At 69.2% G+C, this 22,267-nt stretch carries 20 protein-coding genes; 9 read left to right on the top strand and 11 right to left on the bottom strand.

Features of this window, described 5'->3' with window-relative positions; all coding sequences use genetic code 11:
• Positions 1–245: 245 nt before the first annotated feature.
• On the top strand, positions 246–1,574 hold the full coding sequence (locus tag UA75_RS08670) for an MFS transporter (protein ID WP_075739815.1): 1,329 nt from the start codon (positions 246–248) through the stop codon (positions 1,572–1,574).
• Positions 1,575–1,762: 188 nt separating this feature from the next.
• Here UA75_RS08670 and dapF read toward each other — a convergent pair whose 3' ends face one another.
• The 3 genes from dapF to UA75_RS08655 form a co-directional block, all read right to left on the bottom strand.
• A complete protein-coding gene (gene dapF / locus UA75_RS08665; protein WP_075739814.1) occupies positions 1,763–2,638 on the bottom strand; it encodes a diaminopimelate epimerase in 876 nt (291 codons plus the stop codon).
• A 145-nt stretch (positions 2,639–2,783) separates the two neighbouring features.
• A complete protein-coding gene (miaA, locus tag UA75_RS08660) occupies positions 2,784–3,722 on the bottom strand; it encodes a tRNA (adenosine(37)-N6)-dimethylallyltransferase MiaA (protein ID WP_083683034.1) in 939 nt (312 codons plus the stop codon).
• Positions 3,723–3,899: 177 nt separating this feature from the next.
• Positions 3,900–4,631: a hypothetical protein gene (locus UA75_RS08655; RefSeq protein WP_075739813.1), complete on the bottom strand. Its 732-nt coding sequence runs from the start codon at positions 4,629–4,631 to the stop codon at positions 3,900–3,902.
• Positions 4,632–4,830: 199 nt separating this feature from the next.
• On the opposite strand from UA75_RS08655, the gene UA75_RS08650 reads away from it, so the two are divergent.
• Positions 4,831–6,135 carry a DUF349 domain-containing protein gene (locus tag UA75_RS08650; protein WP_075743562.1) on the top strand — a complete coding sequence of 435 codons (1,305 nt, stop codon included), beginning with the start codon at positions 4,831–4,833 and terminating at the stop codon, positions 6,133–6,135.
• Positions 6,136–6,596: 461 nt separating this feature from the next.
• Here the strand turns inward: UA75_RS08650 and UA75_RS08645 are convergent, their stop codons facing one another.
• Positions 6,597–7,085 carry a hypothetical protein gene (locus UA75_RS08645; protein ID WP_075739812.1) on the bottom strand — a complete coding sequence of 163 codons (489 nt, stop codon included), beginning with the start codon at positions 7,083–7,085 and terminating at the stop codon, positions 6,597–6,599.
• Positions 7,086–7,101: 16 nt separating this feature from the next.
• Positions 7,102–8,583 carry a tRNA (N6-isopentenyl adenosine(37)-C2)-methylthiotransferase MiaB gene (gene miaB, locus UA75_RS08640; protein ID WP_232237680.1) on the bottom strand — a complete coding sequence of 494 codons (1,482 nt, stop codon included), beginning with the start codon at positions 8,581–8,583 and terminating at the stop codon, positions 7,102–7,104.
• 192 nt (positions 8,584–8,775) lie between these two features.
• Between miaB and UA75_RS08635 the strand changes: the two genes are divergently transcribed.
• The 4 genes from UA75_RS08635 (at position 8,776) to UA75_RS08620 (ending at position 12,119) form a co-directional block, all read left to right on the top strand.
• Entirely contained in the window at positions 8,776–9,504 is a 729-nt protein-coding gene (locus UA75_RS08635; RefSeq protein ID WP_157434564.1) for an amino acid ABC transporter ATP-binding protein, read from the top strand.
• An 82-nt stretch (positions 9,505–9,586) separates the two neighbouring features.
• A complete protein-coding gene (locus tag UA75_RS08630) occupies positions 9,587–10,480 on the top strand; it encodes a glutamate ABC transporter substrate-binding protein (protein WP_075739809.1) in 894 nt (297 codons plus the stop codon).
• A gap of 71 nt (positions 10,481–10,551) precedes the next feature.
• Positions 10,552–11,232 carry an amino acid ABC transporter permease gene (locus UA75_RS08625; RefSeq protein WP_075739808.1) on the top strand — a complete coding sequence of 227 codons (681 nt, stop codon included), beginning with the start codon at positions 10,552–10,554 and terminating at the stop codon, positions 11,230–11,232.
• Positions 11,229–12,119, top strand: coding sequence for an amino acid ABC transporter permease (locus UA75_RS08620; protein WP_075739807.1), 891 nt, complete (start codon positions 11,229–11,231; stop codon positions 12,117–12,119). The genes UA75_RS08625 and UA75_RS08620 overlap by 4 nt, the downstream gene beginning before the upstream one ends.
• A gap of 109 nt (positions 12,120–12,228) precedes the next feature.
• Here the strand turns inward: UA75_RS08620 and UA75_RS08615 are convergent, their stop codons facing one another.
• Together UA75_RS08615 and UA75_RS08610 are read right to left on the bottom strand one after the other, a co-directional pair.
• On the bottom strand, positions 12,229–13,128 hold the full coding sequence (locus UA75_RS08615) for a hypothetical protein (protein WP_157434064.1): 900 nt from the start codon (positions 13,126–13,128) through the stop codon (positions 12,229–12,231).
• Positions 13,129–13,174: 46 nt separating this feature from the next.
• A complete protein-coding gene (locus UA75_RS08610) occupies positions 13,175–13,471 on the bottom strand; it encodes a hypothetical protein (RefSeq protein WP_075739805.1) in 297 nt (98 codons plus the stop codon).
• A gap of 273 nt (positions 13,472–13,744) precedes the next feature.
• On the opposite strand from UA75_RS08610, the gene edd reads away from it, so the two are divergent.
• Together edd and eda are read left to right on the top strand one after the other, a co-directional pair.
• Positions 13,745–15,625: a phosphogluconate dehydratase gene (gene edd, locus UA75_RS08605; RefSeq protein ID WP_075739804.1), complete on the top strand. Its 1,881-nt coding sequence runs from the start codon at positions 13,745–13,747 to the stop codon at positions 15,623–15,625.
• Positions 15,622–16,257 (top strand): bifunctional 4-hydroxy-2-oxoglutarate aldolase/2-dehydro-3-deoxy-phosphogluconate aldolase, encoded by a 636-nt coding sequence (gene eda / locus UA75_RS08600; protein WP_075739803.1) that lies wholly within the window; start codon positions 15,622–15,624, stop codon positions 16,255–16,257. The genes edd and eda overlap by 4 nt, the downstream gene beginning before the upstream one ends.
• 492 nt (positions 16,258–16,749) lie before the next feature.
• Here eda and UA75_RS08595 read toward each other — a convergent pair whose 3' ends face one another.
• From UA75_RS08595 to lepA, 4 genes are all read right to left on the bottom strand, one after another.
• On the bottom strand, positions 16,750–17,430 hold the full coding sequence (locus UA75_RS08595) for an HAD family hydrolase (protein WP_075739802.1): 681 nt from the start codon (positions 17,428–17,430) through the stop codon (positions 16,750–16,752).
• Positions 17,431–17,749: 319 nt separating this feature from the next.
• The gene (locus tag UA75_RS08590; protein ID WP_075739801.1) at positions 17,750–18,319 is read right to left on the bottom strand and encodes a regulatory protein RecX; all 570 of its coding nucleotides are present in this window, start codon (positions 18,317–18,319) and stop codon (positions 17,750–17,752) included.
• Between the two features lie 3 nt (positions 18,320–18,322).
• Positions 18,323–19,366 carry a recombinase RecA gene (gene recA, locus UA75_RS08585; RefSeq protein WP_075739800.1) on the bottom strand — a complete coding sequence of 348 codons (1,044 nt, stop codon included), beginning with the start codon at positions 19,364–19,366 and terminating at the stop codon, positions 18,323–18,325.
• Positions 19,367–19,663: 297 nt separating this feature from the next.
• On the bottom strand, positions 19,664–21,511 hold the full coding sequence (gene lepA / locus UA75_RS08580; RefSeq protein WP_075739799.1) for a translation elongation factor 4: 1,848 nt from the start codon (positions 21,509–21,511) through the stop codon (positions 19,664–19,666).
• A 249-nt stretch (positions 21,512–21,760) separates the two neighbouring features.
• Between lepA and UA75_RS08575 the strand changes: the two genes are divergently transcribed.
• Positions 21,761–22,213: a type II toxin-antitoxin system PemK/MazF family toxin gene (locus UA75_RS08575; RefSeq protein ID WP_075739798.1), complete on the top strand. Its 453-nt coding sequence runs from the start codon at positions 21,761–21,763 to the stop codon at positions 22,211–22,213.
• Positions 22,214–22,267 lie beyond the last annotated feature (54 nt).

Genomic DNA, 22,267 nt, shown 5'->3' with positions numbered 1-22,267 from the left:
CACCGCAAGCCGGTTTCGCGGGCTTGCTCCGCAGTGTCACCCCACTCAAGCGACACGCGGAGCGCATCCATTCCCGGATCGTCGAGGACCACCCGGTGAGACCACGCCGAGGCCTGGGACGAACAGTCGAACTGATTAGCCCGGCCGATGGATCAAGTCCTTTCGCACTGGGGAAACGACCGCTCAGCCCATCTTCACCAAGAAGCCGTTGACCTGGGGTTATGGTTCCGTAACTGTGCGGTCTCGTGACCGGGAATCGTCTGCCGCGCGGCCAAGGACAACGGCGTGACTTCGGAGTGCTCTGGCTCAGTGACGTCGCCAGCCAGTTCGGCACCGCAGTCCACTTCGTCGCCATTCCGCTGATCGCCGCGACCGTCCTGGACGCGGGACCGGTGGAGATGGGCCTGCTCACGGCGGCGGGCACGGCGGCCAACCTGGTGATAGGCCTGCCCGCAGGCGCGTGGGCCGACCGGATGCGCAGACTGCCCGTGATGCGCTGGGCGGAGGCGGGCCAGGCTCTGCTGCTGCTGTCGGTGCCGATCGCCTGGTGGGCAGGAGCACTGACCTATCCCCACCTGTTCGTCGTCTCGCTGCTGTGCGGGGCGATGTTCACCCTCTTCGAAGTCGCGAGCCAGTCCTACCTGCCGACCATCGTCGACCGGGTCGACCTGCCCGAGGCCAATCGCAGACTGCACACCAGCAGACAGGTGATGCACTTCTCCGGCAGGCCGCTGGGCGGTGCACTCGCTCAACTCCTCGGCGCGACCAACGCCCTCGTCGCCAGCGTGTTCGGCTTCGTGACCTCGCTGCTACTGCTCGGCAGGATGAGTCGTGAGCGCCCGGCCGTGGCTCTACAGCCGCGCGGCAGGCTCACCGACGAGATCGCCGAGGGCCTGCGTTTCCTCTTCGCGCACTGGCTGTTGCGGCCGACGACGTTGTTCAGCATGACCTACAACTTCTTCCTCAACGTCTACGTCGCCGTCAACGTGCTCTTCCTGGTACGCGACCTGAATCTCGCGGAGGGGACCGTCGGCGTGCTGCTCTCGGTCACCGGTGCGGGAGGGATCCTCGGCGGACTCACCACGCGGTTCTGGTCGAACTCCTTCGGCACCGTCCGGGCGTTGATCGTGGTGACCGTCCTGACCACGCCGTTCCGGCTGCTCGTTCCCTTCGCCGATCGGGGCTGGGCTCTCACGCTGTTCGTCGTCGGGGTCTTCGTCGGCGGATACGGGACCGTCGTGTTCGCGGTCCTCCAGGTCAGCCTGCGCCAGTCGGTGTGCCCGGATCGGCTGTTGGGCCGGGTCAACGCCTCGACCAGGTTCCTCACCTGGGGCGCGATCCCCCTGGGTGCGCTGGTCGGTGGCGCACTCGGTGCACTCGTCGGGATTCGAGCGACGATCATGATCGCGGCCGTGGGCATGTCCCTCGCCTGCTGCTGGCTGTTCGCCGCACCGCTGAGGCATCTCCGGGAGGCCCCGGAGGAACTCCTCGCCGCCGAGGCGGGGCTGGCGAAGATCGTCCGAGACGGACCGGACCACGACCGGCATGACGAGCCAGACACCTCGTCCCGCTGATCGTCTCCGAGGATCGGAGCACGGACTCGACCGACGAGCGGGCTGGTCCGTCGTGGTGGCGAACGACGCGGTCGACCTATCCCGCCCCGCCGCACACGGTCCGGACATCCGGCCAAGCCGGGACTCGGACGCGACGCGGGCAGGCGAACGACGGACGACGCGGCCCGACGTCCGCCCGATCGCCCGCGTCAGTGCAGGTTGGCCTGCTGCCACCACAGCGCGTCCAGCCGGCCCTCCGCCACGAGGACCGCAGGGCCGGTGAGCTGCGAGTCGTCGCCGCCGATGGTCACCGTGAGTCTGCCTCCGGGCGTGTCGACGAGCATCCGTCCGATCGTCCGCCCGGTGGCACGAAGGACGGCCGCGACCGCGGCCACGGTGCCGGTGCCGCAGGAACGGGTCTCCCCCACCCCCCGCTCATGGACACGCATCTCGGCCAGGTTCTCCTCGACCGGCACGATGAACTCGACGTTCACCCCGTCCGGAAAGACCGTCGGGTCGTATGCGGGCGGCACCGTGAGATCCAGATCCGCGAGCAGGGTGGCGCGAGACTCCGCCTGATCGTCCTCAGCCGAGCCCAGCACACAGGCCAGGTGCGGATTGCCCACGTCGACCGCGACGCCGTCGAAGGCCCGGCCCCCGACGGCTGCCGTACTCGGCGCACCGACCCGCACGGCGCCCATGTCCACGGTCACGATGCCGTCGACGTCGACGCGGACCGGCTTCGGGCCGGACCGGGTTCCGATCGCGAACTCACCTGGCGAGACGAGACCGGACTCGACCAGGTAGTGGGCGAACACGCGGACTCCGTTGCCGCACATCTCCACTGCGGGCCCGTCGGCATTGCGGTAGTCCATGAACCACAGGTCGGGGTCGAGGCCGGCTGCGGGCTCGCCCAACGCGCCTGCCCGCACCACGCGCAGGACACCGTCGGCGCCGAGACCTCGCCTGCGGTCGCAGAGGGCTCGAACCCGCTGTTCGGTCAGGTCGAGATCGCCATCGGCGTCGGGCAGCACGATGAAGTCGTTCTGCGTCCCGTGTCCCTTGATGAAGCGCACGTCGGTCACTCGAACAGCCTAGAACCTGCCGGTGTGTCCCTCCCGTCGTGACCTGTTGCCCGAAGGCGGCGAGTCGTGCCCGCAGACCGGTGCGGGCGCCGAACGACCTGCCCGCGCCCTCAGCGCGGTGGCGAGAGGCCGCCGCATCGACGGCTCAGCGACCGCCCGATCGCAGGCCGCTGTGCCGCAGAGCCTCCTCGAGGAGTCCCGGCGCGCCTGCGTCGAACCACCGGATGCGCTTGTCTCGGCGGAACCAGGACCGCTGTCTACGGACGAACCGTCGAGTGGCCCTGGCCGTGTCGGCGGCCGCAGCGGCGAAGTCGTCCTCGGAACCGCCCGCGTCCAGGGCGGCCACGACCTGCTGATAACCGAGCGCCCGCGAGGCGGTGCGGCCGTCCCGCAGGCCCAGTTCGAGCAGCGAACGGACCTCGGCGGGCAGGCCTGCCGCGAACATCCGAGCGACCCTGATCTCGACTCGCTCGTCCAACACTGCGGGGTCGCGGTCCAGGCCGATGAGCACCGCGTCGTAGCGCGGCGGCCCCGTCTTGGGCATCGTCGCGGAGAAGGGACGTCCGGTCAGTTCGACGACCTCCAACGCCCGGACGAGCCTGCGTCCGTTGCTCGGCAGGATCGCTGCGGCGGCCGTGGGGTCCAGAGCCGCCAGCCGGTCGTGCAGGGCCGAGGCACCGAGTTCCGCCAGCTCGGCCTCCAGACTCGCCCGGATCGCCGGATCGGTGCCGGGGAACTCGAGTTCGTCGAGCACCGCCTGCACGTACAGGCCGGACCCGCCCACCAGGATCGGCGGTGTCGCGGCGTCGAGCAGCCGTTGGACGACACTTCGCGCGTGTCGCTGGTAGGCCGCCACCGACGCCGTCTCGGTGACGTCGAGGACGTCGAGCTGGTGATGGGGCACGCCACGACGCTCGGCTGTCGTGATCTTGGCCGTCCCGATGTCCATGCCCCGGTAGAGCTGCATCGCGTCGGCGTTGATCACCTCGCCGCCGGTCTCCTCGGCCAGCCGCACGCCGAGGTCCGACTTCCCGGTGGCGGTCGGGCCCACCACGGCGATCAGCCTGGTCGGGGGATGTGTCACGGGGTGAGGGTAAAGCCGCCTGGCGGACGCTCTCTCGGCCAGGGGCGGAGCCGGGCGTCGGGTGTGTCGGTCGAGGTCCGGTCGGGTCGTCCCCACCGGTCGGGACCGGACCCCCACGATCACCGCGAGACGCACGGGTTCGCCGGCGTAGCCGCGAGGCGCACGTCGAAGCGAGGCTCAGTGCAGCGGGCGCCAGGAGGCCACGTGGTAGCCGACGCCGAACGGCGCGGCCGAATAGCGCAGCTCCGCCGTCCACCGCGTCGAGGAGGCCAGCGCCGCACCTGCCAGCACCTGCCATGGTGCGCGGCCGCTCACCGCGAGATCGCTCGCCTCCGCACTGTCCAGCCCCGCCAGGGCCTCGGGAGACGGCGTGCCGAGCGCTTGAGCCGTCGCCGCGTCGAAGTCGGCGGCGCGCGGGTCGGCGGGCAGCGGTGAGCGCTCCGAGGATCGGGCGGAGCCGTCCCCCAGGACCAGTAGTCCGACGGCATCGGGACCTGCGAATCGCGACGCCAGCCTGCCCCCCTCGGCCAGGCACTCCGCAGGCGAGAGCCCGGAGTCGATCAGCAGCGGGCGTACCCGGCGAGCGCCGACCTGTCCGCGCAGCCAGCCGGCGATCAGCAGCGGCAGCGGCCAGTCCGGGTCGGGGTCGGGCTCGGGCTCGGGCTCCGCGTGTCCTTCCAGCCGGACGAGCACCCGCCTGCCGTAACCCGCGAGGCTTCCCGTCCCTCGGACCTCCGCCGAGTCTGCGGGTCCGCAGGCGACGACGACCCAGTCCGCCGCCAGGTCACGCAGTTCGGCGGCGGCGGCCAGACAGGCGTCCCGCACCGGTGCGGTCGCGGTCAGAGCACCGGCCACCAGCTCGGGGACCAGCAGCGGAGGGTGCGGAAGGGCCGCGACACCGACGATCACAGCCACCACGCTAGCCGTCCCTCGAGGGCTCCCGCGACGACGAGTGCGGGCCTTGCGGTACCCAAGAGCGAGTTGACCTGTTTGAATGCCCGCGCGGGTATCAGCCGACCTGGCACGGACCCGCGTGCTTCGGCCTCGTTCAGGCGAGGCGTCCGTGGACACCACGGGCATGAAGGCGGCAGGCAAGGAGGAGCCGGCTATGACCGATCAGCAGACGACCCCTGGGGCGACGACGGTGCAGGAGAACGCACGTCCCGCCACCACGACGCCCTCGGTACCGCAGGCGTCCAGGGAACCAGGCCGGTGGGGGCGCGTCGACGCGGACGGGACCGTCTTCGTGACCAGCGAGACCGGTGAACGTGCGGTCGGCTCCTGGCAGGCGGGCGACGCCGCAGAGGGTTTGGCGCACTATGCACGGCGTTTCGACGACCTGCTGACGGAGGCGGGGCTGCTGGAGGCGCGGCTGGCCTCGAAGGCAGGCGACCCCAAGCAGTCGCTGACCAGCGCTCTCCAGCTTCGCGACGGGCTGAGCGAAGCCGCAGTGGTGGGCGATCTCGCCGCGCTGGCCGTCCGGCTCGATCACCTCGTGGTCGTCGCGGAGCAGGCCGTCGGCGTCGCCAAGCAGGAGCGGGAGGAGGCCAGGTCTGCGGCCACCGCACGCAAACAGGCCCTTGCCGAGGAGGCCGAGCAGATCGCCACGGAGTCCACCCAGTGGAAGCCGGCAGGTGATCGGCTGCGAGCCATCGTCGACGAGTGGAAGGAGATCCGGGGCGTCGACCGCAAGACGGACGAGCAGCTCTGGCGACGCTTCGCCAAGGCCCGCGACGCCTTCAACCGCCGACGCGGCGCCCACTTCGCCGATCTCGACCGGCAACGGCTCGTGGCCAAGAGCCGCAAGCAGGAGCTCGCCGAGGAGGCCGAGCAGATCGCCGAGTCCAGCGACTGGGCCGACACCGCAGCCAGGTACCGCCAGCTGATGACCGAGTGGAAGGCGGCGGGGCGAGCCCCCAAGGACGCCGACGAGACCCTCTGGCAGCGGTTCCGCGCCGCACAGGACCGGTTCTTCGCCCGGCGTTCCGCGACCTTCGAGGAACGCGACGCGGAGTTCGCGGTCAACGCCGAGGAGAAGGAGAAGCTGCTCGCCGATGCCGAGCAGATCGATCCGGCGAAGAACCTGGAGGCGGCCCGCGCACAGCTTCAGCGCATCCAGGAGCGGTGGGACGAGATCGGCAAGGTGCCTCGGGATCGCATCCGGGAACTCGAAGGCAGGCTCCGAGCGGTCGAGGACGGCGTCCGAGAGGCGTCCGACGCCCGTTGGCGCCGCACCGACCCGGAGGCGGAGGCACGGGTGGCGCAGTTCCGTGAGCGCGTCGAGCAGTTCGAGGCGCAGGCGGAGAAGGCCAGAGCGGCAGGCAACCGACGCAAGGCCGAACAGGCCGACGCGCAGGCCGCGCAGTGGCGGGAATGGTTGACGGCAGCCGAGCAGGCACTGGCGACGCGCTGACCACACTGCGGAGGTGACCTACGTCGCCGGAGTCCGGAACACCTGGGCTCCGGCGACGTCGTTCGCGCTGGAGTTCATGTTCGGCGCCCGTTCCGGGGGTCCAGCGCACCGGGAACGCGGGAACGACAGCGCGGTGACGCAGGCGGTGCGCCGACGAATACCCGAGCCCTCGGTCAGGCAGCCCCGTGCCCGAGCGAACGACTCCGGCCCGAGCCTCGGCCGCCTGCCGCCGTGTCGTGGCTGTCGCCGCCGCGATGCGCCTGCCGGGCGTCGGCAGGCTCCGGCGGGACCTTCCACCGGTCTGAGGCCGTGCCTGAGGTCACCGAGTCTGGTCACGGCCGGACACCACCGGGGACGCTACGGGCTCTGCGCACAGCCCCCACGTCGAGACCGCCCCGGACGATCGCGGCGGCGCAGGGGCCCGCGGCCCGCTCTGCCGTCGACCGGCAGCGGCCGGACGGTCAGGAGCGGGACCAGGCGAGCTGGAACCACTGCACGGCCATGAACAGGATCGCCAGGACCGTGATCACCAGGCCGACTCCGGGACCGGGGGTGTCGACACCCGTCTGCCGGGTCCAGATCGCGAGCATCCCCTCGAACACCGAGTGTCCGCAGCCGAAGGCACAGACCCAGGCCAAGAACCACCGCCGCACGATCAGCGTCAGCGCCGTCACCGCCACGCCGAAGAGCAGCACCGATGCGACGAAGATCCTCGGCAGCACCCCGATCCCCAAGGCCTCGTCGCTCGCCCCGAGCAGGATGTCCACGCCCGTCGCACCGCCCGTCCACGGCAACGCGACCCCCAGGAGCAGCACCAGCACGCCCGCGGCCAGGAACAGGGCCCGCCTGCCGGGCTCGAAGTGGCGCAGGGCCTGCCGCTCGGCCTTGGTCAGGGGGACCCGCCCAGCACGCTCCGTCTGCGTGCTCGCATCCACGGTCTCAGAACTCATCCGTCCGCCTTCTCGCTCATCCGGCCCGACATCCGTCCCCGGCGGGCGTCTGATCCGCAGGAGCACCGAACGACGGAAGCCCCAGGTTGACACCGGGGGTCTGCGGGCGAACACCCGCCTCCCAGTTGTCCCCGGCCCTGGTGCGTCGGTGGGAGAGCACCGTGCCGTCGGCCACCAGGTGGTGCGGGGCGGCATAGTCGATCTGTGTCGTCACGACGTCGCCCGGCCGGATTTCGCCGACGACCGCCGGGCCGACGGGCGCGAAGTGCACCAGCCTGCCGTCCCTCGCCCGACCGGTCAGGCGCCGGGTCGCCCCGTCCTTACGACCCTCGCCCTGCGCGACGAGCACCTCGACGGTGCGGCCGAGCAGCTCCTTGTTCGACGCCCAGGACATCTCCTCCTGCACGGCGATCAGGCGCTCGTACCGCTCTTGGACCACGGCCTTCGGCACCTGTTCGTCCAGTTCGGCGGCGGGCGTGCCCGGTCGCGGCGAGTACTGGAAGGTGAAGGCCGAGGAGAAGCGAGCCCGCCGCACCACGTCGAGCGTCGCGGCGAAGTCCTCCTCCGTCTCGCCGGGAAAACCCACGATGATGTCAGTGGTGATCGCCGCGTCCGGCATGGCGGCGCGGACCCGATCGAGGATGCCGAGGTAGCGCTCCGAGCGATACGACCGCCGCATGGCCTTGAGCACCCGGTCCGAGCCGGACTGCAGCGGCATGTGCAGCTGATGGCAGACGTTGTCCGTCTCGGCCATTGCCGCGATGACGTCGTCGGTGAAGTCACGCGGGTGAGGTGAGGTGAATCGCACCCGCTCGAGGCCCTCGATGCCGCCGCAGGCCCGGAGGAGCTTGCCGAAGGCCAGTCGATCGCCGAACTCGGCACCATAGGAGTTGACGTTCTGCCCGAGCAGCGTCACCTCCAGGACCCCCTCGGCGACCAGGGCCTCCACCTCCGCGAGCACCTCGCCCGGCCTGCGGTCCCGCTCCTTGCCCCGCAGCGAGGGGACGATGCAGAAGGTGCACGTGTTGTTGCAGCCGACCGAGATCGACACCCAGCCGGAGTGCGCGGAGTCACGCCGCGCGGGCAGCGTCGAGGGAAAGACGTCCAGCGCCTCCAGGATCTCGACCTCGGCCTCGTCGTTATGCCTTGACCGGTTCAGCAGGGCGGGCAGCGACCCGATGTTGTGGGTGCCGAACACCACGTCCACCCAGGGCGCCCGCTTGACGATCTCACCTCGGTCCTTCTGCGCGAGACAGCCGCCGACAGCGATCTGCATCCCCGGATGCGCGTCCTTGACGGGCCGGAGATGCCCGAGATTGCCGTACAGGCGGTTGTCGGCGTTCTCACGCACGGCGCAGGTGTTGAAGACCACGACATCGGGGGTGGCGTCGCCCGAGGCTCGAACATAGCCGGCGTCCTCCAGCAGACCTGCCAGACGCTCCGAGTCGTGCACGTTCATCTGGCAGCCGTACGTGCGGACTTCGTAGCTTCGGGTCACGCGGTTCAGGGTACGAGCCGCCGATGCCGAGGTGCTCTGGCGGGGCGTCTTGGCCGGTCGGGCCCGGTCAGCAGCCTTCTGGAACCCGCCGACAAAATACCGGTGAGGTCACGGACGACCGCACCGAGAGCAATTCCGTCGCGGCTGCCGTTATCGTGTGCGGCCATGAGCGCATCGCCAGGGCAGCCACCAATGATCAGCGTGTCCTCCGTGGACAAGTTCTTCGGGCCGCTGCATGTGCTCAAGGACATCAATCTCTCGGTCCCTCGTGGGCAGGTGCTCGTCGTGCTGGGCCCGTCGGGCTCCGGCAAGTCGACGCTCTGCCGGGCCATCAACCGCCTGGAGCCGATCAACTCCGGTTCCATCGAGGTCGACGGCCAGCCGCTGCCCGCAGAGGGCAAGGAGTTGGCCAAGCTGCGTTCCGACGTCGGCATGGTCTTCCAGCAGTTCAACCTGTTCGCCCACAAGACCATCGTGGAGAACGTGATGCTGGGGCCGATCAAGGTCCGCAAGCTGCCCAAGGAAGAGGCCAGGACGCTGGCGATGAGCCTGCTCGAACGGGTCGGCATCGCCAACCAGTCGGACAAGTACCCCGCCCAGCTCTCCGGCGGCCAGCAGCAGCGGGTCGCCATCGCGCGGGCGCTGGCGATGAAGCCGAAGGTGATGCTCTTCGACGAGCCCACCTCCGCGCTGGACCCGGAGATGGTGCAGGAGGTCCTCGACGTGATGACCGACCTGGCCAAGGAGGGCATGACCATGCTGGTCGTGACCCACGAGATGGGCTTCGCGCGCAAGGCGGCGCATCGAGTCGTGTTCATGGCCGACGGCGAGGTGGTCGAGGACTCCACTCCGGAGGAGTTCTTCACCAAGCCGAAGTCGGATCGGGCGAAGGACTTCCTCGGCAAGATCCTGACGCACTGACGGGCAGCACCCGTTCGGAGTCGAACTAGTTCCAGATGGCGGCGCGCGCGGTGCCGCTGATGACAGAAAGCAGGACACCACGATGAAGATCCGCAACCTTGCGGTGACTCTGTTCGTCGGCGCGCTGGCACTGAGCGCCTGCGGGCGTGAGGGCGGGCCTGGCGAGGACGCAGCCGAGCCGGTAGACCGGGACGTCGCCACCGACGTCGCCCTGGAGGGCTCCCCCACCTTCGACGCCATGCAGGAGCGCGGCGGCGTGATCATCGGCGTCAAGGAGGACCAGCCCGGTCTGGGCCTGCTCGACCCCACGACCGGCGAGTACTCGGGCTTCGACGTCGAGATCGCCCGGCTGATCGCGGCCGAGCTGGGCTTCGACCCCGCCGAGGACATCACCTACCAGGCGATCCCCTCGGCGTCCCGCGAGCAGGCCATCGCCAACGGGCAGGTCGACTACTACGTCGGCACGTACACGATCAACGACGGCCGCAAGGAACAGATCGACTTCGCGGGTCCGTACTTCGTCGCAGGCCAGGACCTGCTGGTCCGGGCCGACGAGGAGGAGATCACCGGACCCGACACCCTCGAGGGCAAGGTCGTCTGCTCGGTCACCGGTTCCACCCCGATCCAGCGGGTGCGGGACGAGGGCCTGACCGAGGAGTCCAACATCCGCGAGTACCAGTTGTACTCCGAGTGTGTGGAGCAGCTGCGCAACGAGCAGGTCGACGCGGTCACCACCGACGACGCGATCCTGCTCGGCTACGCGGCCGAGAACGAGGGCGAGCTCCGGGTCGTGGGCGAGACCTTCTCGGACGAGCCCTACGGCATCGGCCTCCCCCTCGATGACGAGGTCCTGCGCAACGCGATGAACGACATCCTCGACGAGGCTCGGGAGAACGGTCAGTGGCAGGAGATCTACGACGCCACGCTGGGCGGTTCGGGTTCCACCGCAGAACAGCCTGAGGTCGATCGGTACTGAGTCACAACGGGACCGGTGGTCACCTACAGCGGTGACCACCGGTCCTTCTCTTGCTGCCGGATGAGGACACGATGAACGCACTGCTGGACGAGATCCAGAACTTCTGGCTGGTCTTCGCCGATAACTCCGACGCCTATGTGCGCGGATTCGGCAATACGCTGCGGCTGTTCGCCGTGGCGGTGATCGGCTCCGTCGCGCTCGGCGCGCTCCTGGCGATGCTGCGAGTCAGCCCGGTGCCGGTGTTCCGAGCCATGGGCACCCTGTACGTGACGGTGGTGCGCAACACCCCGTTGACGCTGGTGTTCGTGTTCTTCGTCTTCGCCTACCCGTACCTGGAGCTGAACAGCTTCCAGCCCTTCACTGCGGCTGTGATCGCCCTGTCGCTGTACACCGCCGCCTTCGTGTGCGAGGTGTTCCGCTCCGGCATCAACACGGTGCCCGTCGGGCAGGCCGAGGCGTCCAGGGCGCTGGGTCTGACCTTCACGCAGACGCTCGGCGAGGTGATCCTGCCGCAGGCGGTGCGATCGGTGTTCCCGCCGCTGGTCAGCGTCCTGATCGCCCTGCTGAAGAACACCACCATCGCTGCGGGCTTCTCCGTCGCCGAGGCGGGAGCGCTGCGCAGCATGCTCTCCGAACGCGGTTATGACGTCTTCTACGGGCTCGTCTGGGTGCTGGTGATCTTCGTCCTGCTGGTCATTCCGCTGACGCTGCTACAGCGCAGCCTGGAGAAGCGTTGGAGTGTGGCTCGATGACCTCGGTCCTCTACGACCTGCCGGGGCCGAAGGCACGGGCCCGAAATCGTCTCCTCGGGGTGCTCGGCATCCTGCTCCTCGCGGGCGGGATCGGATTCGTCGGTTACCGGTTCTGGGCAACGGGCCAGTTCGACGCCGATCGCTGGGAGTGGATCCTCTACGTCAACGTCCAGGTCGGCCTCGGCAACGCTCTGCTCAACACGCTGACGGCCTTCGGGCTCGGAGCGGCGCTGGCGCTCACGTTCGGAGCGGTCTTCGCCGCGGCCAGACTCTCCGACCACGGTGTGTTCCGCGGCCCCGCGATGATCGTGGTCGAGTTCTTCCGGGCCGCCCCCCTGGTCGTGTTGATCTTCATCTTCTATTACGGCCTCGGGATGTCCCAGCTCTGGGCGCTGGTGCTGGGTCTCACGCTCTACAACGGCGCGGTGCTGGCTGAGGTGTTCCGTGCGGGCGTGCTCTCGCTGCCCAAGGGGCAGAGCGAGGCGGCCTACGCCATCGGGATGCGCAAGACCCAGGTCATGAACGTGGTGCTGCTGCCGCAGGCGCTGCGGGCGATGATGCCCGCGATCATCAGCCAACTCGTGGTGCTGCTCAAGGACACCGCGCTCGGCTTCCTGATCACCTATGAGGAGCTGCTGGACTACGCGCGGCTCATCGGCGGTCTCGGGCAGTTCAACCGCCCGCAGATCCCGACCGCGCTGGTCGTCGCCGCGATCTACATCATCCTGTGTCTGCTGCTCACCTGGCTGGCCAGAATCCTGGACAACCGGCAGCGGCGGACGAAGAAGGTCGCGGTCAAGCCGAGCGATGAGAAGAAGGCCCTCGTGGGTTCGCCAGGGGCGGGCACGCCCGGCGAGCCGGGCCGGAACATCGACGTCGGAGACTGACGACTCGCATCGAGACGATCGGGGCCGGGGTTCGCACCGTCTACAGGCGGCGACCCCGGCCCCTCGTCGTGAATCGGATCTCGCAGGCGACGGACCCGGGCTCGGCGCCTCAGGCAATCCGGGTGGCGAGCAGGACGCGGACTCCGTCGGCATGGGTGCACAGGCCCGCGTCCAGGCTGCTCGTCTGGGACGGGGCCGCCTCGATCGACTCACGGTGGGCGGCATCGCCCGGTGCCGGGCGGGCCGTCGGACCGGCGGCGAATCGGTCCGCCCCGGCTGCACCCGCCCCGGCCGCGTCGCGGACCGTCGGGCCCGGCCCCGGATCGACTCGATCCTGCTGGATCGTGGGGGCGGCTCCGCCGATGCCGAGTCGCCGTGTCTCGACGGCCACGCGGTCGGCTGCCGGTGTGTCGAGAGCCGCCATCGTCCCGCTCGGCGTGGGAACGACACAGTGCCACTCACCGATCCGAACCCCCTCGGAGCCGGGGGCGCCCGGCTGGGCCCCGGCAGGCAGAGAGTCCTGGTGCGCTGCGACGACCTGCCGAGCCCGGACGCAGTCGATCGGGCTGCCCGAGGCGTGCACCCGCAGAGTCCCGGTGCGGGATTCGACGAGCCCGCAGTCGGTTCCCGTCGTGTCCGACCGTGCGCCGTGGTCGATCTCCACGCCGCCCGGCGACGGGGAGGGGGCCTCGGGGACGACCGTCGGTCTTCGGTCGCCCGGTGACCGGGACTGTCGGGGCGCGATGTCGGATTCACGGGGCTCACGCGGCAGTTCGGACCACGGGTACGTCGGCCAGGGTTCGACGGTAGGACCATCGGTATCCCTCGGGTCGACGGGCTCGCTCGCGGCAGGATCCGTGGTCTCGATCAGGGGTGATGTGGTGACCGCCGAGGTGTCCGGGTCACCCGGCCGCACAGGCTCGTTCACGCAGCCCGCAGTGATCGCCAGCAGGACAAACGTGGGCATCAGCCACCCGGTGCCCCTCGGGATGCTCGATCTGGCTGCCATGAACGTCGCCTCCGTCATCGTCGCCGAATCGAGATCGGGCACTGCATCAGTGATGCTGACGAAGGTGTCCGCCGACGCCCTCGTCATCGGCCCCTCGCCACAGATCTGGGTCATACGGCACGTCGGACACCTCGACCACCCGAGGAGCGACCGCCGCTGCGGCGTTCCTCCTGGCGGGCACCGGGTCGGTGACCAGGTCTGCCGCGTCGATGCTCAGCCGGTCCACGTCGTTGAGCATTCGAAGGACAGGGCCGATGTCGCCATGCCTGGTACGCAGTGCCGACACGCAGCGCCGCACTTCGCCGATGGCCCGCTGCACCGCCGCGATCTCACCCGTCGTCATACCGACCTCCTCGACTCCCCCGTACGTTCCGCGTGCGGCCCACGCGGCAAGCACCGACTCTCCCGACAATCCTTCCCTGTGACAAGTGACACAGCAGGAGATTCACCAGTAATGGCCATCTCGACCGTTCACCCAGCGTGGTGAACCTTTATCGATTTTGAAAAGAGAGTCGGATTCACCTACTGTGTGAGCCGAAACACGAGCGCGTTGCCAACGTCGTCGAACGCCTCGCGGGCCGCCCGATCGGCCCGTCGACACGACGAGGAGGCAACGGTGAGCAGCCAGCCCGAGAGTCAGGACACCCTTCATCCAGTGATCGCCGAGGTGACTCGGCGCATCGTCGCTCGAAGCGAGGAGTCCCGGGCGGTCTATCTGGCTCGCACCGCCCGTGCCGCGGGCGACGGTCCGGTCCGGGCAGGCATGGCCTGCAGCAATCTGGCCCACGGCTTCGCCGGGTGCGCGGGGCCCGACCGAATCGCCATCCGAGGACTCGTCAAGCCGGGCGTTGCCATCGTCTCGTCCTACAACGACCTGCTCTCGGCTCATCAGCCGCTGCACGAGTTCCCCGGCTGGATCAAGGACGCGGTGCGGGCGGCGGGCGGCGTCGCGCAGTTCGCAGGCGGCGTCCCCGCCATGTGCGACGGCATCACCCAGGGACGAGACGGCATGGAGCTGTCGCTGTTCAGCCGGGACGTGATCGCCATGTCCACCGGGATCGCACTGTCACACGAGATGTTCGACGGCGCGCTCCTGCTCGGCGTCTGCGACAAGATCGTGCCAGGCCTGCTCATCGGGGCGCTGTCGTTCGGTCACCTCCCGATGCTCATGGTCCCCGCAGGCCCGATGGCCTCCGGCCTGCCCAATCCGGAGAAGAGCCGGGTCCGACAGCTCTTCGCCGAGGGCCGGGCGACCCGCGACGACCTCATCGAGGCGGAGGCCGCCTCCTACCACTCGCCGGGAACCTGCACCTTCTACGGGACGGCGAACTCCAATCAGCTCCTCATGGAGGTGATGGGCCTGCATCTGCCCGGTTCGAGCTTCGTACAGCCCGGCACCCCGCTGCGCAAGGCGCTCACCGAGGCCGCAGGCCGCCGAGTCGTGGAGATCCGCCGGGCTGGCGCCGAGTACACCCCGCTGGCCGAGATCGTCGACGAACGCACCATCGTCAACGCCGTCGTCGCGCTGCTGGCCACCGGCGGCTCCACCAACCACACGATGCACCTGGTGGCCATCGCCGCCGCTGCGGGGATCGCCCTGACCTGGGACGACTTCTCGGACCTCTCCGCCGCCGTCCCGCTGCTCGCCCGGATCTACCCCAACGGTCCCGCCGACATCAACCACTTCGCCGCGGCAGGCGGAGTGCCGTTCCTGATCGGCGAACTGCTCGATGCCGGGATGCTGCACCGCTCGGTCAGCACGGTGGCGGGCCACGGACTGGACCGCTATCGCCAGGAGCCACGCCTCATCGACGGCGAACTCACCTGGCGGGACGGGACGGCCCAGAGCCTCGATCTGAACGTGTTACGGGGCGTCGCCGAGCCGTTCGACGTCGACGGCGGGCTGCGAGTGCTGCGCGGGAACCTCGGTCGCGCCGTCATCAAGGTCTCCGCCGTCGCGGCCGACCACCGCACGGTGATCGCACCCGCGAGGATCTTCCCCTCGCAGCATGCCTTCGACGCGGCGTACCGCGCGGGCGAACTAGACGGGGACGTGGTCGTCGTCCTGCGCAACCAGGGGCCTGCCGCCAACGGAATGCCGGAGCTGCACGGGTTGACCCCTGCGCTCGGCTCTCTCCAGGACCGAGGCCATAAGGTCGCTCTCGTGACGGACGGTCGGATGTCGGGTGCATCGGGAAAGATCCCGGCCGCCATCCAGGTGTCCCCGGAGGCCGCCGTCGGCGGGCCGCTGGCCAAGGTTCGCGACGGCGACGTCATCCGGCTCGACGCCGAGCGCGGCACGCTCGAAGTACTGGTCCCAGCCAGCGAGCTCGAAGAACGAGAGACTGTCGACGGTCCCCCCGGAGAGGCCGAGTGGGCCGGGACCGGACGCGAGCTGTTCGGGGCGCTGCGTACGGCGGTGACCCAGGCCGACCAGGGTGCTCGCGTGTTCAACATGCCCCAGCCGGGGCGTATGGAGGTGGAGGCGAACCGATGAGCGCCACGACGAATTCGACCGACCTGCTCGACGTCTCGCCGGTGATCCCGGTGGTGGTGATCGACGACGTCGAGCACGCCGTGCCGCTGGCACAGGCACTCGTCCGCGGCGGCATCGCCGTCATCGAGGTCACCCTGCGCACTGCGGCCGCCCTGCCTGCCATCGAGCGGATCGCCGCCGAGGTACCCGAGATCCTGCTCGGCGCGGGCACGGTGACCGTGCCCGCTCACGCGACGCAGGCCGCGTCGGCCGGTGCCCGGTTCCTGGTCACTCCCGGCAGCACCCGCAACCTGCTGCAGGCAGCCGAGGAGACCGGGCTGCCGGTGCTCCCCGGCGCGGCCACCGCCTCCGAGGCACTCGCGCTGGCCGAACTCGGCTACTCCTCGCTCAAGTTCTTCCCTGCCGAGGCTGCGGGCGGCGTCGGCTACCTGCGATCCCTCGCAGGCCCCCTGCCGAACCTGCGGTTCTGCCCGACGGGCGGCGTCAGCGCGACCAATGCCAAGGACTACCTGGCGTTGCCCAACGTCGGCTGCGTCGGTGGTTCCTGGCTGACGCCTGCCGCCACCCTGGCCGCAGGCGACTGGGACGCCGTGGCAGCGCTTGCGACGGACGCTGCGAGCCTCACCGGCTGATCCCACGCTAACCCCGGCCCGCGGTCGACGGCAGGCCCTCCTCCGGACAGTGGGAGGGGTCTGCCGACGGGCATCCAGCGACGACCAGGTCGGCGGGCCGCCCGACAGCGTGCCGGGTGAACCGCGAGCGATCATGGCCGCCACCATCACTCGACGTCCACTCCGACGGGCGGCGTGCACACCGACGACTCGCCGATGCCTCGCACCCAGGCCACGCTCGTCGCCGGTCAGGAGACCGCAGGAGATCGGCGGTCGAACCTCTGTCACGCCGAACCGTGGAGTCCAGGACCCGCACCAAGCGGGCGTTGACCGAGCAGCTTCGTCCACACCACGCCAGGCTCGACGCGACAAGCTGCGCGACCAACCGACGGGCTGACCAGCCGGCCAACCAATCAACCGACCGGCCCCGCCGCGCTCGCAGTGTCGGCCTCTACCTCGCGCCGGCCGCGCCCTCGGCCGTCGGACTCGCCTCGCCGACGGGCCGGGCCATCGTCAGCTGCGGCTCTTCACCGCCAGCGCCACCGCGTCGGCTAACGAGTCCGCCACCGGATGTCCCGTCGCCTCCAACACCGGGCGAGCTGTCATCCCCGTGGTCACCAGGACACAGCCCGCCCCGACGCTCTCGGCTGCACGAGCATCGTCGACGACGTCGCCGACCAGGACCACCGACGCCGGATCGAGCTCGCCCTCGGCAAGGTGCCGAGCCAGGTGCTCGGCCTTGGAACCCCCGCCCATCGGCCCCACCAGGCCATCGACCCTGGAGAAGAAGTCCACCAGGCCCAGTCGGGCGATCATCTCGGTCAGCGGATCGTGAAACCACATGGACAACAAGGACTGGCTGTTGCCCGCTGCCCGCCAGTCGGTCAGGACCTGCTCGGCATCGACCGCGAGAGCGCACGTGTGCAGCAGTTCGTTGTACGCGCCGTGGTACAGCGTGTCGACCCGTGCCCAGTCCTCCTCGGTCAGCGGTCGCTCGAGCAGTCGTTCATAGCAGGCCTGTAACGGCCGGCTGAACACCGAACGCCAGTAGTCGAGGTCGACCTCCTCGCGTCGGTAGAAGCGGCAGATCGAGTTCACTCCCTCCAACACCGCATGGTTGTCGTTCAGCAGCGTGCCGTTCCAGTCCCAGACGATGTGCGCCTTCGCGCTGTCTCCCGTTGCCCCTGTCGTCACGGGGACACACTCTAAAGGCCGAGACGGCAGCTCCCGCGAACTGTTTTCCTCGGCATCCCGGCTCGAAGGTCGAACGCCTGCCCCTGCCCGCCCGGCACCGCGCCGGCGACTCCGGCCACATTCCGAACGCGGCCGAGCACCCACACACGGAACGAGATCAGCCCACCCGATGTCGTCAGCCAGCGGAAAGGACAGGTGCCGCACGCCGACGAGCACACCCCGTGGGCAGCCGAGGCATCACCCGGTGGCGAGACAGCGCCGTGCTGCCTCTACGGAGACGTCGGGGTGCGCCGACGCAGTGCCCGGGCGTGGTTCGCCGTCAGTCGCGCAGCTCGTCCAACAGCTCGACGTCGGTGCCCTCTGCGGCCAACTCCGCACGCACCACCTGGAACGCCAGCCCCTGCGAGTACCCCTTGCGGGCGAGCATCCCCACCAGTCGTCGAATCCGCACCCGCTCGTCCGCCCCGGCCGAGGCGGCCAGCTTGCGCCGAACGAGCTGCCGAGCCCGTTCCTCCTCCGCGTCCCGATCGAGACCCTGTGCCGCCTCGGCCGCGACCTCGGCGTCGACGCCCTTACGACGCAGTTCCTCCAGCAGTGCCCGGCGCCCCAACCCCTGGTGAGTGTGTCGCGAACGCACCCACATCTCGGCGAAGGACTGATCGTCGATCAGCCCGACCTCGTCGAGCCTGCCGAGCACCTGGTCGATGACCTCCTGATCCACCTCCCGCCGTACCAGGGCCTGGGCCAGTTCGGCCCTGGTACGTGGACGTGAGGTGAGCAGCCGTAGGCAGTAGTCCCTAGCCCGAGCTGCTGGATCTGTGGGTGGGTCATCTGCCTTCCGCTGCTCGGCGTCGTCTCCGTTCGGTGGGGAGGAGCGAAACCTCGCCATCGATCAGAAGTCGACCGGGGCAGGCGACTCCGGGTCGGCCTCGAGCTTCGGGATGATGCCGAGCTTCTCCTGAAGCCGCTTCTCCAACTCGTTGGCGATGTCCGGGTTGTCCCGCAGGAACTTGCGGGCATTCTCCTTGCCCTGTCCGAGCTGATCGCCCTCGTAGGTGTACCAGGCACCGGACTTGCGCAGGATGCCGTGCTCGACGCCCATGTCGATCAACGAGCCCTCCCGGCTGATGCCCTGGCCGTAGATGATGTCGAACTCGGCCTGCTTGAACGGCGGGCTGACCTTGTTCTTGACCACCTTGACCCTGGTCCGGTTGCCGACTGCGTCGCCGCCGTCCTTCAACGTCTCGATCCGACGCACGTCCAGCCGCACCGAGGCGTAGAACTTCAGCGCCTTGCCGCCCGTGGTCGTCTCGGGGCTGCCGAACATCACCCCGATCTTCTCTCGCAGCTGGTTGATGAAGATGGCGGTGGTCTTGGCGGTGTTCAGCGCGGAGGTGAGCTTGCGGAGCGCCTGGCTCATCAGCCGAGCCTGGAGACCGACGTGGGAGTCGCCCATCTCGCCCTCGATCTCGGCGCGGGGCACCAGTGCGGCCACCGAGTCGACCACCACGATGTCCAGCGCGCCGGACCGGATGAGCATGTCGGTGATCTCCAGCGCCTGCTCGCCGGTGTCCGGCTGTGAGACCAGCAGGGCGTCGGTGTCCACGCCCAGCGCCTTGGCGTAGTCGGGATCGAGTGCGTGCTCGGCGTCGATGAACGCGGCGACTCCGCCGAGTCGCTGCGCGTTGGCCACCGCGTGCAGCGCGACGGTGGTCTTACCGCTGCTCTCCGGTCCGTAGATCTCCACCACGCGGCCACGCGGCAGCCCCCCGATGCCCAGGGCGGCGTCCAAGGCGATCGAACCGGTGGGGATCACCTCCATCGGCGGACGTCCTTCGTCGCCGAGACGCATCACCGAGCCCTTGCCGAACTGCTTGTCGATCTGCGCCAGGGCGAGCTCTAGGGCCTTCTCCCTGTTCGGTGCGGCGGGTGCCATTGTGGGTCCCCTCGGGTAAGTCGGATGAACGGGCTGGGCCGGTCTGTAGGGCCCGACGCTAGAGGGTCGGACCGACAACCTCATGTGTCGCGACTCGAGGTGTCATGAGCAAGGCGCCACATCGTGACGCGGCCAGTGCGACCCACACTAGCCGAACACGTGTTCGATGGCAGCGAAGCCACTCGATCGGGGCACTGAATTTCATGACAGAGACACGGCGGAGACACGGCAGAGACGCGGCGACGGACCCGATGGCGCCCGCCGGAGAAACCGACCGAGAACACGGGCGCCTCCCGACTACTTCTTGCCCTTGCCCTTGTCAGCCGAGTCCTCAGTGGACAGTGCGGCCACGAACGCCTCCTGCGGGACCTCGACCCGTCCCACCATCTTCATTCGCTTCTTGCCCTCCTTCTGCTTCTCCAGCAGTTTGCGCTTCCGGGTGATGTCACCGCCGTAGCACTTGGCGAGCACGTCCTTCCGGATGGCCCGAATCGTCTCCCTGGCGATGATCCGCGCGCCGATGGCGGCCTGGATGGGCACCTCGAACTGCTGCCTCGGAATCAACTCGCGAAGCTTGCTGGCCATCTTCGTGCCGTAGCCGTAGGCCGAGTCCTTGTGCACGATCGCGCTGAAAGCGTCCACCGGCTCGCCCTGCAGGAGGATGTCCACCTTGACGAGGTCCGCAGTCTGATCGCCGGACTCCTCATAGTCCAATGAGGCGTATCCCCTGGTCCTGGACTTCAGGGCGTCGAAGAAGTCGTAGATGATCTCTGCCAGCGGCACCGTGTACCGCAGTTCGACGCGGTCTTCGGAGAGGTAGTCCATGCCGTCGAGCTGGCCCCGCTTGCTCTGGCAGAGCTCCATGATCGCGCCGACGAAGTCGACCGGGGCGATCACCGTGCACTTGGTGATCGGCTCGTGAACAGCTCCGATCTTGCCATCCGGCCAGTCGGACGGATTGGTGACCTCGTGCAGCGCGCCGTCCTCCATCTCGACCTGGTACACCACGTTGGGCGCGGTGGAGATGAGATCGAGACCGAACTCGCGCTCCAGCCGGTCCCTGGTGATCTCCAGGTGGAGCAGCCCCAGGAAGCCGCAGCGGAAGCCGAAGCCCAGCGCCGCCGACGTCTCCGGCTCATAGGTCAGCGCGGCGTCGTTGAGCTGGAGCTTGTCCAGGGCCTCGCGGAGGTCCGGGTAGTCCGAGCCGTCCATCGGGTACAGACCGGCGTAGACCATGGGCTTCGGGTCCCGGTATCCCGCCAGCGGCTCCGTGGCGCCCTTGCGCTCTGCGGTGACCGTGTCGCCGACCCTGGACTGCCTGACGTCCTTCACTCCGGTGATCAGGTATCCGACCTCGCCGACGCCGAGGCCCTGGCTCGGCTTGGGCTCCGGGGAGATGATGCCGACCTCGAGAAGCTCGTGCGTCGCCCCGGTGGACATCATCCGAATGCGCTGCCGTGGCGTGATCCGCCCGTCGACCACTCGGATGTAGGTGACGACGCCCCGATAGGTGTCGTAGACGGAGTCGAAGATCATCGCGCGAGGCGGTGCGTCGGCCGCCCCGACCGGCGCGGGAACCTGCCGGACGACCGTGTCGAGGACGTCTCCGACGCCGAGGCCGCTCTTCGCCGAGACCCGCAGCACCTCCTCGGGCTCACAGCCGACGATGCGAGACAGCTCGGCCGCGTACTTGTCGGGGTCGGCGGCGGGCAGGTCGATCTTGTTGAGCACCGGGATGATGGTGAGGTCGTTCTCCAGCGCCAGGTAGAGGTTCGCCAGCGTCTGCGCCTCGATCCCCTGCGCGGCGTCCACGAGCAGGATCGCGCCCTCGCAGGCCTCCAGCGCGCGCGACACCTCGTAGGTGAAGTCGACGTGACCAGGGGTGTCGATCATGTGCAGCACGTGGTCGGTGCCGTCGAGCTGCCAGGGCAGGCGCACGTTCTGCGCCTTGATGGTGATGCCGCGCTCCCGCTCGATGTCCATTCGATCGAGGTACTGGGCTCGCATGGAGCGGGCGTCGACCACACCGGTGAGTTGCAGCATACGGTCGGCCAAGGTGGATTTGCCGTGGTCGATGTGGGCGATGATGCAGAAGTTCCGGATGAGTTCCGGAGGTGTGAAGGTGGTGTCGGCGAACGTGCTCACGAATGGATTCCTCGCGCGGGTGGACGGCTGACGCCCCATCGTCGCACGCGAGCACGTGCGTCCGATGCGTCGCGGTGTCCTCGATGCCGGTCTGCGGCCCGGACGACGCACCCGCAGAAGCAGGCGCGGTGGTGGTCGACGGCCACTGAGCACGAGCGGACCGGGCGGCCCATCCCCGCCAGAGCAGATCCAGCCCGGCCTGCGAACGAGTCGATCACCGTCTGGTCCTCCCCCTTTAGGGTGAGGCGCGTGACAGACGTCTATTCCGCTCGCCCCCATCATCTGCAGGGCGAGGTTCGCGAGATCCCGACCAGACAGGGCGCCACCAGGCTCGCCTATGCCCCCGACCTCGATGGAAAGGCCGATCCAGGCGAGATCGTCTGGACCTGGGTCCCCTACGAGGAGGATCCGAACCAGGGCAAGGACCGGCCGGTGCTGGTGGTGGGACACCGGGGCAGGCGGCTTCAGGCGCTGATGCTCTCCAGCAAGGAGCCCGACCACTGGGAGGAACACGACTGGTTCGAGCTGGGCGAGGGGCCGTGGGACCGCTCCGGCCGCGAGTCGTATCTGTGCCTCGACCGGCTGTTCGAGTTCGACGAGGACGACATCCGCCGCGAGGGAGCCGTGCTCGACGGCGAGCGCTTCGTCCGGGTCGCACTGGCCTTACAGCAGCGCTACGGCTGGGAGGCGGGCTCCGCCTGACGGCGCCCGTGCCGGGTTCGCCGGATCAGCGTGCCTGCCTGCCCGTCAGCGCTG

The organism is Actinoalloteichus sp. GBA129-24 (assembly GCF_001941645.1).
In the GTDB taxonomy this organism is placed as follows: Bacteria; Actinomycetota; Actinomycetes; order Mycobacteriales; family Pseudonocardiaceae; genus Actinoalloteichus_A; species Actinoalloteichus_A fjordicus.
The sequence above is the reverse complement of the archived record's forward strand: the minus strand, read 5'-3'. Positions and strand labels throughout refer to the sequence as shown.